The organism is Geodermatophilus sp. Leaf369 (assembly GCF_001424455.1).
In the GTDB taxonomy this organism is placed as follows: domain Bacteria; phylum Actinomycetota; class Actinomycetes; order Mycobacteriales; family Geodermatophilaceae; genus Klenkia.
The window spans coordinates 308,806-321,539 of the sequence record NZ_LMQA01000002.1; the positions used below are offsets into that span (position 1 = coordinate 308,806).

Below are 12,734 nucleotides of genomic sequence, written 5' to 3' on the forward strand. Positions count from 1 at the left end.
CTCAGGCCGGCTGGCGGAGCAGGTCCACCCGCCAGTCGGCCTCGGGGTGCCGGCCCCCGCGCCACCAGGGACGCACCAGCTCCAGCCGGCTGAGCACCCCGGCCCGGTCGGCCCACAGCAGGGCGAGGTGGTTGCCGGCCGGCGGGGCGCCCTCGAGCACCAGCTGGGTCTGCTGCACCGGCGACTGGTCGTAGAAGGCCTGCAGCGCCCGGGTGTCGCCCGGGGGCAGCTCGCCGTCCGCGGAGTGCCAGACCCGCAGGACGTCGACGTCGGTGCTGACGATCAGCCCGGACATCGGCAGCCCGAGGTTCTCCCCGCCCTGGTCGCCGACGTCGACGGTGAGCTGTTCGCCGATCGACGCCGACCAGGGGCGCAGCTGCTCCATCGCGTGCCGGCGCACCAGCTGTCGGTCCAGGTGCGGGTCGGCGGTGGGCTGCCAGCCGTGCTGGCGGTGGATCGCATGGCTGACCGCGACCCCGGCCGACAGCGCCTCGTGCACCGCCCGCAGCAGCGGCCGCAACCGGGTCAGCACGGCCTCCGGCGACGACTCCACGACGGAGAGTCTGCCGTGGGGTCAGTCGCGCAGCAGCACGGTGCGCAACTCGTGCGCGCCGTCGGCCCGGGTGGCCTCGTAGAACCAGCGGTGGCCGCCGTCGGGCAACATGACGACCTCGGCGTAGCGCAGCCCGTGCGGGGCGTGCGGGCTCTGCAGCAGCGGGCCGTCCCCGACCGGGGTCCAGCCGTCGGGGTCGACCCGGGCCAGCCCGGTGCGCTCCTCCCAGTTCTCCTCGGCGGTCGCCCGGCCGTCGTAGAGCGCCCAGGTCGCGCCGTCCTCGGTCCACACCGTCGCCGGGCGCACCCCGCGGGCGTCCCAGGTGCCCGGGGTGCCGGTGAGCACGGTGCCCTGCCAGGTCCAGTCGACGCCGTCGGTGCTGGTGGCGTGGTCGACCGTCATCCGGTCGGTGGCGTCGGGGTCGTCCAGCGGGTGCACCGAGGCCCACAGGTGCCACCGCCCGCCGTCGTGCCGGACCACCGGGTCCTTGACCGCACTGCCCGCGTCCCCGGGCAGCACGGTGCGGGGGGTCGCGGTGGCCAGGCCCTGCACGGTGTCGGCCTCCAGCAGGTCCACCCGCCAGTGCTTGGTGCCCGGGGTCGCGCAGCTGACGTAGGTCCGCCAGCGGCCGTCGGGGGTGTGCACCAGGGCGGGGCGTTCCAGCGACTCGGCGCCGAACGCGTCCTTGCCCAGCGCGGCGACCGGCTCGAAGTGCACGCCGTCGTCGGACCGGGAGAGCGAGTTGGCGAACCCGCGTCCCTCGCCCACCGGACGGCGCAGCCGCTGCGCCAGCCACCACACGCCGTCCACCAGCTGCACCGAGGGCCCGCCGACCCAGGAGCCCGGGCGGGGGTCGTCGGGGACGGCCACCACCTCGGCGTCGGCCCAGAAGCTCTCCACCCGTGCCCGGCTCCAGCTCACCGGGGCCAGGCTGCCAGCCCGGGTCACGCGCCGTCCTGGCGGGCGGCCCGGCTGGCGTAGTCCCCGCGTCCGGTGTCCGCACGCCAGTCCGCGAAGGACTCGCCGGTCACCTCCTCGAGCAGCGCGATGTCGGGCAGCACCCGCTCCAGCACGGCCCGGCGCACCTCCACCGGTAGCGGTGGCCGCTTCGTCGCGCCGGCGTGCAGGGCGGCGAGGAGCGGCCTCGAGACCTGCCGCCACACCTGCGGCGGCAGCAACGCCCCGGCCCGTGCTCCGGCCCGCGCGCAACGGGCCAGCGCCCGGTACCGCGTGGTGTCGGCGACGAAGGGCTTCACGTTCTCCGCCGGGACGGCGTGCGCGACCCCGGGGGCGACGCCGAGGAAGGCGCCGACCCGGTCCAGCGTCCGCGCGGGCTCGGCGACGACCTCGCGGAACCGCAGCACCAGCAGCTGCTCGCGGGGGAGCACCGTGAGCAGGTCGCGCAGCTGCTCGCCGTACCGGCCCAGCCCGGTGTAGTGCCAGAACGGCGCCCACCCGGCGGCGATCCGGTGCTCCTCCAGCTCCACGGCCCGGCCGAAGTCGGCGACCGGCTCCAGCCCGTCGGCCCGCAGGTGCACCCAGTTCGAGAGCGCCCGGTCGACCGGGTCGCGGACGACGGCCACCACCTTGACGTCCGGCACGTCGGCGACCAGGCGGCGCTGGGCGGCCCGGTCGTAGAGGTAGAACGGCGTGCTCTCCCCGCGCACCGCGCCGGCCGGGGCGCCGGCGAACAGCCGCACGTAGCGGTCCCGACGCCAGACCCACTCCCGCGCGCTGTGCGCGTCGCCGGGACCCTGCTGGCCCGAGCGCGGCGGCGGACGGCCGTCGGTCAGGTAGAACTTCGGCTCCTTGACCGGCGACAGGTACAGCCCGGGGTGGGTGGCCAGCGCCGCGTGCAGCGCCGTCGTCCCGGCCTTGGGGGCGCCGGCCAGCACGAACTGCGGCAGCCGGTCGCTCACGCGGCGTCCAGCCGGTAGCCGACGCCGCGGACGGTGACCAGCTGCGCCGCGGCCGCGCCGAGCTTGGCGCGCAGCCGGGCGACGTGCACGTCGACCGAGCGGCTGCCGGCGTCGTCGGTGCCCCACACCTCGCGCAGCAGGTGCTCGCGGGTGACGGTGCGACCGGCCCGGCGGGCCAGCTCGGCCAGGACGTCGAACTCCCGCGCGGTGAGCGGCACCGGCCGGTCGTCGACCACGGCCAGGTAGCTGTCCTCGCGCAGGGTGAGCCGGCCCAGCACGACGACCGGGGGCTCGGCGTCGGGGGCGGGCGGGGGCGCGGTGAGCCGGGTGACCAGCGCGGCGAGCTGGTCGGGACGGGGCGTGGTGAGCCGGCCGTCGTCGGTGAGCAGCAGGAGCGCCACGGGGGCCGGCTCGCGCGGGGTGGGCACGGCGCGCAGGTGCGCGACGGCCTCGGTGGGCAGGGGGAGGGCGGGGGCAGCGGTCACGGGGAACTCCGGGGGAGGGGGTGGCAGGTGGCGGGCGGCGCGGTCACGCCCGACAGCTGCTGGAGCCCACGCGCCGGAGGTCGACGTGCAGACGTCGGCTCAGGGTCGGGTGGCTCACGGGGTCTTCCTACCAGCCCGGTGCGAGGGAATGTGCACTGAGTCCATCGGATCAGTAGGAATTCGCCGTCCACGGGTGCAGGCTGGCGCCATGACCGTCACCGACGACCTGCTGCAGAACAACGCCCGCTACGCCGAGACCTTCTCCGGCCCGCTCCCGCTGCCACCGGCCAAGCAGATCGCGGTGTTGGCCTGCATGGACGCCCGCCTGGACGTCTACCGCGCACTCGGGCTGGCCGAGGGGGAGGCACACGTCATCCGCAACGCCGGCGGCGTGGTCACCGACGACGAGGTGCGCTCGCTGGCGATCAGCCAGCGGCTGCTCGGCACGAAGGAGATCGTGCTGGTGCACCACACCGACTGCGGGATGCTCACCTTCGACGACACCGAGTTCCGGGACGGCATCGCCGCCGAGGTCGGCACCCGCCCGCCGTGGGCGTCGGAGGCGTTCAGCGACCTCGAGGACGACGTCCGGGCGTCGCGGCAGCGCATCCTGGACAGCCCGTTGATCCCGCTGAAGGACAGCGTGCGGGGCTTCGTGTTCGACGTGGCGACCGGGGAGCTGCACGAGGTCGACTGAGCCTCACGGGTGGGCGAGGAGGGGGAGCACCTCCTCGCCCACCCGCCAGGCCTCCTCCAGGTGCGGGTAGCCCGACAGCACGAACTCGTCGAAGCCGAGCTCGGCGTACTCGGTGATCCGCTCGGCGACCTGCTCGTGGCTGCCCACCAGCGCGGTCGCCGCGCCCTCGCGCACCAGCCCGATCCCGGCCCACAGGTTCGGTGCGACCTCCAGCGAGCGGGCGCCGTCGCCGACCGAGCCGCCGTGCAGCGAGGCCATCCGGGCCTGCCCGACCGAGTCCATCCGGGCGAACCGCTCCTGGGTGGCCGCGATGGCGCTCGCCGGCATCCCGGCCAGCATCCGGTCGGCCTCGGCCCAGGCGAGCTCCGGGGTGTCCCGGCTGACCACGTGCAGCCGGATCCCGAACCGGATGGTCCGGCCCTGGTCGGCGGCCTTCTGGCGCACGCGGTCCAGCCGCTCGCGCACCATCGAGGGCGGCTCGCCCCAGGTGAGGTACGTGTCCACGAAGCGGGCCGACACGTCCTCGGCCGCGGTCGACGCCCCACCCAGGTACACCGGGGGGACGACGTCGGGCGGGTTGCTCAGCCCGGCGCTCTCGGCCTGCACGTGCTCGCCGTGGACGTCGAAGCGCTCCCCGGCCAGGCAGCGCCGCAGCACGTCGAGGAACTCCCCGGTGCGGGCGTAGCGGGCGGCGTGGTCGAGGAAGTCGCCGTAGGACCGCTGCTCCACGGGGTCGCCGCCGGTGACGACGTTGAGCCGCAGCCGCCCGCCGGACAGCCGCTGGAAGCTCGCCGCCTGCTGGGCGGCCAGCGTCGGCAGGATGAAGCCGGGGCGGAACGCGACCAGGAAGTGCAGCGTCTGCGTGCGGTCCAGCAGTGCCGCGCAGGTCACCCAGGCGTCCTCGCAGCCCGAGCCCGTGGGGGTGAGCACCGCGGTGAACCCGGCCTGCTCGGCGGCCCCGGCGACCGCCCCCAGGTAGTCCAGGGTGGGGCGTCGCCGGAGCGCGGCGGCGTTGTGCCCGCGGTCGGTGGTGGCCGGCCCGACGTCCCGGCTGTCGCCGCGGGTGGGCAGGAACCAGTGCACCTCCACGGTCAGCGGTCCCCGGCCGGGGGGCGGGCGGCGGCGAAGGTCGTCGTCCGCCGCAGCCGGAAGCCCAGCGACTCGTACAGCCCGATCGCCCCGGTGTTGCTGGCTGCCGCGTGCAGGAACGGGGTCTCGCCGCGGGCCCGGATGCCGTGCGCCACGGCGTGCACCAGCCGGGTGCCCAGGCCCTGGCCGCGGTGGTCGGGGTCGGTGCACACCGCGCTGATCTCGGTCCAGCCGGGCGGGTGCAGTCGCTCCCCGGCCATCGCCACCAGCGCACCGCCGCGGCGGATGCCCAGGTAGGTGCCCATGGTGTGGGTGCGCGGCAGGAACGGGCCCGGCCGGGTGCGCTCGACCAACGCCAGCATCTCCGGGACGTCGGCGTCGCCCAGCAGCACCGCCTCCTCGTCGGGGGCGGCCACCACCCCGGCGTCCACGAGCTGGACCCCGGGCACCGAGTACACCGTCGCCCAGTCCGCCGGCGGCGGACTCGTGGCACCGGCGAGAGGGACGACGCCACCCGGGCCGACCAGCGCCGCGGCGTCCGCCCAGTCCTGGTCCGTGGTGTCCGCGGGCATCGCCAGGAACGGCGAGACGTCGGTCGGGTAGCGCACCACCCGGCCCACCCGCTCGGCGAAGGCGGCGTGCGGCCCGTGCAGGGACGCCCAGGCCGGGGCGTCCAGCACGTGGGTGGTGGTCGTGGTCAGGACGCCACCGCCGACTCCCCGCCGGTGCGGCGCAGCGGCAGGCCGAGGTGCTCGCGCAGCGTGGTGCCCTCGTAGTCGGTGCGGAAGACGCCGCGCTCCTGCAGCAGCGGCACCACCTGGTCGACGAAGGGCCCCAGCCCGCCCGGGGTGATGTGCGGGGCGAGCACGAACCCGTCGCTGGCGTCGGCCTGGACGAACTCGTCGATGGTCGCCGCGACCGTGGCCGGGGTGCCGATGAAGGACTGCCGGCCGGTCACCTCGACGATCAGCTCGCGGGTGGTCAGGCCCTCGGCCTCGGCCGTCGCCCGCCACTCGTTCGCCGTGGCCACCGGGTCGCGGTGCATGCGCACGCTGGCCCGGCCCTTGGCGATGGTGTTCTCCCCGACCAGCGGGTCGACGGCGGGCAGCGGGCCGTCGGGGTCGTGCGCGGACAGGTCGCGGTTCCACAGCTGCTCGAGGAACTTGATCGCCGTCGCGGGGGACACCTGCGCCAGCCGCACCTCCTGGGCGAGCTCGGCGGCCTCGGCCTCGGTGTCGCCGAGCACGAAGGTGGCCGCCGGCATGATCAGCAGCTCCTCGCGGGTGCGACCGAACCGGGGGAGCCGGCCCTTCACGTCGGCGTAGAACGCCTGGCCGGCCTCCAGCGTGCTGTGCCGGGAGAAGATCACGTCCGCGGACGCGGCGGCGAAGTCCCGGCCCTCGTCGGAGTCCCCGGCCTGGAAGACCACCGGCCGGCCCTGCGGGCTGCGGGGGACGTCGAACTGCCCGCTGATGTCGAAGAACCGGTCGCGGTGGGCGAAGGCCCCGGGGTGCGGCTCGGCCAGGAACCGACCGCTCTCCTGGTCGGCCAGCACCTCGTCGCCCCGCCAGGCGTCGAACAGCTCGTGCGCGGTCGCCAGGAAGGACTTCGCCCGGTCGTACCGGTCGTCCTGGGCCAGGAAGCCGCCGCGGCGGAAGTTCTCCCCGGTGAAGGCGTCCCACGAGGTGACCACGTTCCACGCCGCCCGGCCGTCGGAGAGGTGGTCGAGGCTGGCGAACTGCCGGGCCACCTCGTAGGGCTCGTTGAAGGTGGAGTTGATCGTGCCGGTCAGCCCGATCCGCTCGGTGACCGCGGCCAGCGCCGCCAGCACGGTGAAGGTGTCGGGCCGACCGACGACGTCGAGGTCGTAGATGCGGTCGTTCTGCTCGCGCAGCCGCAGGCCCTCGGCGAGGAACAGGAAGTCCAGCTTCCCGCGCTCGGCGATCTGGGCGAACTCGCGGAAGGACTCGAACTCGACGTGGCTGCCCGAGGCCGGGTCGCTCCACACGGTGGTGTTGTTGACGCCGGGAAAGTGCGCGGCGAGGTGGATCTGCTTGGGCATCGCGGGGCTCCTCAGGCGTGGGCGTAGCGGTTGGCGGGGCGGCCCAGACCGAGCAGCCCGCGCAGGGTGTCGGCCTCGTAGCCGGTGCGGAACAGGCCGCGGCGCTGCAGCTCGGGCACGAGGCCCCGGGTGACCTGGCGCAGGTCGTGCGGCAGGGTCGCCGGCCGCAGCCGGAAGCCGGTGAGCCCGGCCTGCTGCCACTCCGCGAGCAGGTCGGCCAGCTGGGACGGCGTCCCGGTGAACACGTGGGCATCGCTGGTGAACGGGGTGCCGGCGCGCTCGTCGAGGCGGGCCAGCCGCTCGCGGGCGGTGGTCTCGTCGTCGTCCAGCACGACCACGAGGTCGCCGAACACGTGCACGGTCTCCTCGGCGCGGCCGGCCGCGGCCTGCTCCTCGCGGACGGCGGTGACCAGCCGGGCGGCGTCCGCGGCGTCGGTCGGGGTGACGAAGCCGAGGTCGGCGGAGCGGCCGATCAACCGCCACGGCACCTGCGCGTGGCCCAGCGCCGCGACCACGGGCTGGCCCTGCGGCGGCCGCGGGGTGATCGAGGGGCCGCGGACGGAGAAGGACCGCCCCTCGAAGTCCACGTAGTGCAGCTTGTCCACGTCGACGAAGCGGCCGGTGGCGGCGTCCCGGATCTCGGCGTCGTCCTCCCAGCTGTCCCAGAGCCGGCGGAGCACCTCGACGTACTCGGCGGCCTCGTCGAACAGCTCGGTGACCAGCGGCCCGGTGGCCGCGCTCGCCCGGTCGACCGGCGGGAGCTCCCGGCGGCCGAAGTGCCCGGCGGTGTCGGGTCGGGCGGCCACCTGGACGCGGACGCCGGCCCGGCCGGTGCTCACGTAGTCCAGCGTGGCGATCGCCTTGGACAGGTGGAAGGGCTCGGTGTGGGTGACCACGGCGGTCGGCAGGAACCCCAGGTGCCGCGTGGTGGGCGCGACCCGGGAGGCGACGAGCACCGCGTCCAGCCGGCCGCGCACCCGGTCGGTGCGGTCGTCCGGGGTGAACGGGTCGTCGGACTGCAGGTTCAGCGCGTCCTCGATGGTCACCGCGTCGAGGAGGCCGGCCTCGGCCTCGGCGGCGAGGTCGACCCAGTACCCGGCGCGCAGCAGCTCGCGGGGGCGGGCGTCGGGCTCGCGCCAGGCGGCGGGGTGCCAGCCGGCGCCGTCCAGGGCGGCGACCAGGTGGAGGGGGGTGGGGGTCATGTCGTCTCCGGTTCGGCTGGGCGCGCCCCGGGCAGCGGGGGGCGTCCCCCGGCCGGTGGGCGGGCGACGGTCTTCGGTGGCACAGGGCTCTCCTCGTGCGGCGTCCACGCTTGCGGAGGGGTGGCCTCCGCCGGGTCATCACCTGGGGCACCCCGCCGTGAAGGAGGGTTGCCGGTCAGCGAGCCAGGGCTTGTCGCTGACGCTCTCGACCGGCTCCGACGCTAACCACGCCCGGGGCCGCTGTCCACTTTCTCCACCGGACTGGTGGGGAATGCAGTGCGCGGGTGGGCGGGATCGACGGTCTGGGACCGGACTGGCCTCCGATCCGCAGGTCGCAGGCCGGTGAGAACCCCCTCACACAAAGCGCACCGGGTTTGTGGGGATTGCTCACAGGCGTGCACCATGGCGACCGTGCACCGGCCCTTCCTGACGCGCGATCTCGCCGTCGACCACGCCGGCACCGCCAGCTGGCTCTGTCGCTGACCCACCCCGACCGCTGAGGTCGGAGCCCGACCGGTGCGCGTCTGCCACCGCGTCGGGTGCGTGCTGCTGCCCGGCCACCCCACTGCGAGGAACCACGCCCGTGATCGAACTGAACGACGTCCGCAAGGTCTTCCCGGCCGCCCGTGGCGGCCAGGAGGTCGTCGCGCTCGACGGCGTCGACCTGTCCGTCCCCGCCGGGGACTTCGCCGGCGTGGTCGGCCCCTCCGGGTCGGGCAAGAGCACGCTCATCCGGCTGGTGAACCTGCTCGAGCGGCCCACCTCCGGGTCGGTCACCGTCGACGGGCGGGTGCTCACGGACCTCTCCGCCGACGAGGTGCGGAAGGCCCGCACCTCGATCGGGATGGTCTTCCAGCACTTCGAGCTCATGGACTCCCGCACGGCCGCGGAGAACGTCGAGCACCCGCTGGAGCTGGCCGGGGTCGGTCGGGCCGAGCGGCGCCGCCGGTCCGGGGAGCTGCTGGACCTGGTCGGGTTGAGCGAGCGGGCCGCGGCCCGGCCCGGCCAGCTCTCCGGCGGGCAGAAGCAGCGGGTGGCGATCGCCCGCGCCCTTGCTGCCCGGCCCACCGTGCTGCTCTGCGACGAGGCCACCTCGGCCCTGGACCAGACCAGCACCACCGGGGTGCTGGAGCTGCTGCGGCGGGTCCGCGACGAACTCGGCCTCACCGTCCTGCTCATCACCCACGAGATGGCCGTGGTCAAGGCCGTCTGCGACTCCGCGGTGCTGCTGGAGGCCGGTCGGGTGGTCGACGGCGGCCGACTCGACGAGGTGCTGGCCCGGGGCGACTCCCCGCTGGCCGCGGCCCTGCTGCCCGCCCCGGTCGCCGACGAGAGGGAGACCGGCACCCTGGTGCGGGTCACCGTCACCGACGCGACGCCGGAGACCCGGGTGTTCCAGGCCCTGGTCGGCGGGCTCGGGCTCGACGTCGAGGTCGCCGGCGGCTCGGTGGAGACCGTCGCCGGGGGCCGGCACGGTCGCCTGCTGCTGCGGGTCACCGGCACCGACCAGAGCGGCCTGGACACCGCGCTCGAACGGTTGCGCGCCGAGGGCTCCCGGGTCGAGCGCGTCGCGGCCGGAGCGGCCCGATGAGCGACTGGTCCCGCATCTGGCCCCAGCTCCTCGACGCCACCGGCGAGACGCTCTACATGGTCGCCGTCGCCGCCGTCATCACCGTGCTGCTCGGCATCCCGCTGGGCGTACTGCTCACCGTCACCGGGCCCCGCGCGCTGGCCCCGCACCCGGTGCTGAACCGGGTGCTCGGGCTGCTGGTCAACCTGGGCCGCTCGCTGCCGTTCATCATCCTGCTGGTCCTGGTCGCCCCGCTGACCCGCGGCCTGGTCGGCACCACCATCGGCTCCACCGCGGCGATCGTGCCGCTCACCATCGGCGCCGTCCCGTTCCTGGCCCGGCTGGTCGAGACCAGCCTGCGCGAGGTCGCGCACGGCAAGGTCGAGGCCGCCCTGGCGATGGGCGCCCGCCGCCGCGACGTCGTCCGCACCGTGCTGCTGCCCGAGGCGCTGCCCTCGCTCGTCGCCGGCGTCACCGTCACCGTCGTCGCGCTGATCAGCTACTCGGCCATGGCCGGCGCCATCGGCGGCGGCGGCCTCGGCGACTTCGCCATCCGGTTCGGCTACCAGCAGTTCCGCACCGACATCACCCTGCTCACCGTCGCCCTGCTGCTCGTCGTCGTCCAGGCGCTGCAGTTCGGCGGCGACACCTGGGCGCGCCGCCTGGCGCGCCGATGACCCCCCACCTGGAGAGAACCCCCGTGCGTTCCCGTCGCCTCGCCCTGACCCTGTCCGCCCTCACCGCGACCGCCGTGCTGGCCGCCTGCGGCGGTGGGGACGCCGAGCTGTCCGCCGCCGACGAACCGCTCAGCGTCGGCGCCTCCCCGGTGCCGCACGCCGAGATCCTGCGGTTCATCGACGAGAACCTCGCCGAGGACGCCGGGCTGGACCTCGACATCGTCGAGTTCACCGACTACGTCCAGCCCAACGTGGCCCTGGACGACGGCTCCCTGGATGCGAACTTCTTCCAGACCGTCCCCTACCTGGAGGAGCAGGAGGCCACCGCCGGCTACGACTTCACCGCCCTGGAGCCGGTGCACGTCGAGCCCCTGGGCATCTACTCCGACTCCCTCACCGACCTCGCCGACCTGCCCGACGGCGCCACGGTGGCCATCCCCAACGACCCGACCAACGCCGCTCGCGCGCTGCGCCTGCTCGAGGCCAACGACCTCGTGGTGCTCGCCGACACCGGCGACGCCGCCCCGACCTCGCTGGACGTCGAGAGCAGCCCGGTCGACCTGCAGATCTCCGAGGTCGAGGCCGCCCAGGTGCCCCGCTCGCTGGCCGACGTCGACATCGCGGTGATCAACGGCAACTACGCCATCGACGCCGACCTCACCCCGGCCGAGGACGCGCTGGCGCTGGAGGAGGCCGAGGGCAACCCCAACGCCAACCTGCTGGTCGTGCGGGCCGGTGACGAGGGCGACGAGCGCATCCAGACCCTGGAGGAGCTGCTGCACTCCGACGAGGTGCGCCAGTTCATCGAGGACACCTACGACGGCGCGGTCATCCCCGCGTTCTGAGCAATCCCCACCAGCTCGATCGGGTTTGACGGGTTTCGCGCGCGCATGGCACTCTGCTGGCAGGTCACGAGTGCCAGCGCGAAGCCCCGGCTCGCTGGCCGGCAACCCTTCCACCGCGACGGGGTGCTCCGGGTGACGACCTGGCGGCTGCGCAGCGCAGCCGCAAGCGCGGGTCCCGCCAGGTGCGGGCCCCTGACGGCCAGGAGCTCCCCGATGTCCACCGCACTCGACTGCCGCACCGCCCCCCTGCTGCCCACCACCGGCGCGGACACCCTCGTCCCGCTGGTCGACGGCGGCACCGCGACCTACGCCAACCTCGACGTCGCGGCCAGCGCCCCCGCGCTGGCCGCGGTCGCGGCCCGGGTCGCCGAGGCGCTGCCGCTCTACGCCAGCGTGCACCGCGGCGCGGGCTACCTCTCCCAGGTCTCCACCGCGCTCTACGAGTCGGCCCGGGACACCGTCGCGGCGTTCGTCGGTGCCCGCGCGGACGACGTCTGCGTGCTGACCCGCAACACCACCGACGCGCTCTCCCTGCTCGCCGGCTGCCTGCCCGTCGACGGCGCCGTCCTGGTGCTGGACGTCGAGCACCACGCGGACCTGCTGCCCTGGCAGGAGCGCTCCCGCGAGCTGTGCGACGTGCTCACCGCGGCGCCGACGGTCGCCGGCACCCTCGAGCTGCTGGCCGGGGCGCTGGCCGCCCGGCGCTACGTGCTGGTCGCCGTCACCGGCGCCTCGAACGTGACGGGGGAGTCCCTCCCGCTGCGCCGGGTGACCGAGCTGGCCCACGCCGCAGGTGCGCTCGTGCTGGTCGACGGGGCCCAGCTCGTCCCGCACCGGCGGTTCTCCCTGGCCGAGTCCGGCGCCGACTGGGTGGCCTTCTCCGGGCACAAGGCCTACGCCCCGTTCGGCACCGGCGCCCTGGTCGGGCGCCGCGACTGGCTGGACACCGGCCGGCCGTACCTGCCCGGCGGCGGCGCCGTCGCCCAGGTCGAGGTGGCGACGACGACCTGGGTGCCCGCCCCGCACCGGCACGAGGGCGGCTCGCCCAACGTGCTGGGCGCGGTCGCTTTGGCGGCGGCCTGCGACGCCCTCGCTGCGCTGCCCCCCGGCGCGCTGGAGGACCACGAGCGGGCGCTGCGCACCCGGCTGGTCGAGGGGCTCACTGCGGTCCCGGGCGTCCGGCTGCTGCGCATCTGGTCGGACTCGGTCGACCCCACCGGCGTCGTCAGCTTCACCGTCGCAGGCGCCGACCCCGGGCTGGTGGCCGCGTACCTGTCCGCCGAGCACGGCATCGGGGTGCGCGACGGCCGGTTCTGCGCGCACCCGCTGCTCGCCCGGCTGGGCGTCCCCGGCGGTGCGCTGCGGGCCAGCGTCGGGGTCGGCACGTCCTCGGCCGACGTCGACCGGCTGGTCGACGCGGTCGCCCGGTTCGTCGCCGACGGCCCGGCCGTCGAGTACGCGGTGGTGGAGGGCAGGCACCAGCCGGTGGCCGACCCCCGACCGCTGGCCGGGCTGGCCGGGGCCGACCTGGCCGCCGTCGCCCGCGGTGCCGGTTGCGGTCCCGCGCCGACTCGCTGAACCGCGGCACAGACCCCCGCCGAACCCGGCGGACAGCACGTCCACGACCCGAGGAGA

14 protein-coding genes and 2 riboswitches are annotated in these 12,734 nt (G+C 75.3%); of the genes, 5 read left to right on the plus strand and 9 right to left on the minus strand.

Translation table 11 applies throughout. The features are described 5' to 3' along the window. Position 1: 1 nt before the first annotated feature. Genes ASG36_RS10300 through ASG36_RS23100 form a run of 5 tightly spaced genes read right to left on the minus strand, consistent with a single transcriptional unit; the run spans position 2 to position 3,075 of the window. On the minus strand, positions 2 to 553 hold the full coding sequence (locus ASG36_RS10300) for a hypothetical protein (RefSeq protein WP_055763483.1): 552 nt from the start codon (positions 551 to 553) through the stop codon (positions 2 to 4). Positions 554 to 574: 21 nt separating this feature from the next. After that, positions 575 to 1,501 (minus strand): hypothetical protein, encoded by a 927-nt coding sequence (locus tag ASG36_RS10305; RefSeq protein ID WP_235494831.1) that lies wholly within the window; start codon positions 1,499 to 1,501, stop codon positions 575 to 577. Beyond that, complete coding sequence (locus ASG36_RS10310) at positions 1,498 to 2,472, minus strand: sulfotransferase (RefSeq protein ID WP_055763485.1); 975 nt, start codon at positions 2,470 to 2,472, stop codon at positions 1,498 to 1,500. The genes ASG36_RS10305 and ASG36_RS10310 overlap by 4 nt, the downstream gene beginning before the upstream one ends. Beyond that, positions 2,469 to 2,957, minus strand: coding sequence for a winged helix-turn-helix domain-containing protein (locus ASG36_RS10315; protein ID WP_055763487.1), 489 nt, complete (start codon positions 2,955 to 2,957; stop codon positions 2,469 to 2,471). The genes ASG36_RS10310 and ASG36_RS10315 overlap by 4 nt, the downstream gene beginning before the upstream one ends. A 43-nt stretch (positions 2,958 to 3,000) precedes the next feature. After that, the gene (locus ASG36_RS23100) at positions 3,001 to 3,075 is read right to left on the minus strand and encodes a putative leader peptide (protein ID WP_369794088.1); all 75 of its coding nucleotides are present in this window, start codon (positions 3,073 to 3,075) and stop codon (positions 3,001 to 3,003) included. Between the two features lie 90 nt (positions 3,076 to 3,165). Here ASG36_RS23100 and ASG36_RS10320 point away from each other — a divergent pair, with 90 nt between their 5' ends. Further along, positions 3,166 to 3,654, plus strand: coding sequence for a carbonic anhydrase (locus ASG36_RS10320; protein ID WP_055763489.1), 489 nt, complete (start codon positions 3,166 to 3,168; stop codon positions 3,652 to 3,654). Positions 3,655 to 3,657: 3 nt separating this feature from the next. Here the strand turns inward: ASG36_RS10320 and ASG36_RS10325 are convergent, their stop codons facing one another. From ASG36_RS10325 to ASG36_RS10340, 4 genes are read right to left on the minus strand one after another with little or no spacing between them, the layout of a single operon-like run. Next, positions 3,658 to 4,743: an LLM class flavin-dependent oxidoreductase gene (locus ASG36_RS10325; protein ID WP_055763491.1), complete on the minus strand. Its 1,086-nt coding sequence runs from the start codon at positions 4,741 to 4,743 to the stop codon at positions 3,658 to 3,660. Between the two features lie 2 nt (positions 4,744 to 4,745). Then, positions 4,746 to 5,423 carry a GNAT family N-acetyltransferase gene (locus ASG36_RS10330; RefSeq protein ID WP_235494833.1) on the minus strand — a complete coding sequence of 226 codons (678 nt, stop codon included), beginning with the start codon at positions 5,421 to 5,423 and terminating at the stop codon, positions 4,746 to 4,748. Positions 5,424 to 5,440: 17 nt separating this feature from the next. Then, positions 5,441 to 6,805, minus strand: coding sequence for an NtaA/DmoA family FMN-dependent monooxygenase (locus ASG36_RS10335; protein ID WP_055763493.1), 1,365 nt, complete (start codon positions 6,803 to 6,805; stop codon positions 5,441 to 5,443). A gap of 11 nt (positions 6,806 to 6,816) precedes the next feature. After that, positions 6,817 to 8,007: an LLM class flavin-dependent oxidoreductase gene (locus ASG36_RS10340; RefSeq protein ID WP_055763494.1), complete on the minus strand. Its 1,191-nt coding sequence runs from the start codon at positions 8,005 to 8,007 to the stop codon at positions 6,817 to 6,819. A 101-nt stretch (positions 8,008 to 8,108) separates the two neighbouring features. Continuing rightward, positions 8,109 to 8,218: riboswitch (SAM riboswitch) on the minus strand. Between the two features lie 372 nt (positions 8,219 to 8,590). Between ASG36_RS10340 and ASG36_RS10345 the strand changes: the two genes are divergently transcribed. The 4 genes from ASG36_RS10345 to ASG36_RS10360 all read left to right on the plus strand — a co-directional run bounded on the left by ASG36_RS10345 (position 8,591) and on the right by ASG36_RS10360 (position 12,677). After that, positions 8,591 to 9,598 carry a methionine ABC transporter ATP-binding protein gene (locus tag ASG36_RS10345; protein ID WP_055763496.1) on the plus strand — a complete coding sequence of 336 codons (1,008 nt, stop codon included), beginning with the start codon at positions 8,591 to 8,593 and terminating at the stop codon, positions 9,596 to 9,598. Then, positions 9,595 to 10,254: a methionine ABC transporter permease gene (locus ASG36_RS10350; RefSeq protein ID WP_055763498.1), complete on the plus strand. Its 660-nt coding sequence runs from the start codon at positions 9,595 to 9,597 to the stop codon at positions 10,252 to 10,254. Before ASG36_RS10345 ends, ASG36_RS10350 begins: the two co-directional genes overlap by 4 nt. 23 nt (positions 10,255 to 10,277) lie before the next feature. Beyond that, positions 10,278 to 11,099, plus strand: coding sequence for a MetQ/NlpA family ABC transporter substrate-binding protein (locus ASG36_RS10355; protein WP_235494836.1), 822 nt, complete (start codon positions 10,278 to 10,280; stop codon positions 11,097 to 11,099). 62 nt (positions 11,100 to 11,161) lie between these two features. Continuing rightward, positions 11,162 to 11,274: riboswitch (SAM riboswitch) on the plus strand. 38 nt (positions 11,275 to 11,312) lie between these two features. Further along, on the plus strand, positions 11,313 to 12,677 hold the full coding sequence (locus ASG36_RS10360; protein ID WP_055763501.1) for an aminotransferase class V-fold PLP-dependent enzyme: 1,365 nt from the start codon (positions 11,313 to 11,315) through the stop codon (positions 12,675 to 12,677). The last annotated feature ends 57 nt before the right edge of the window (positions 12,678 to 12,734 follow it).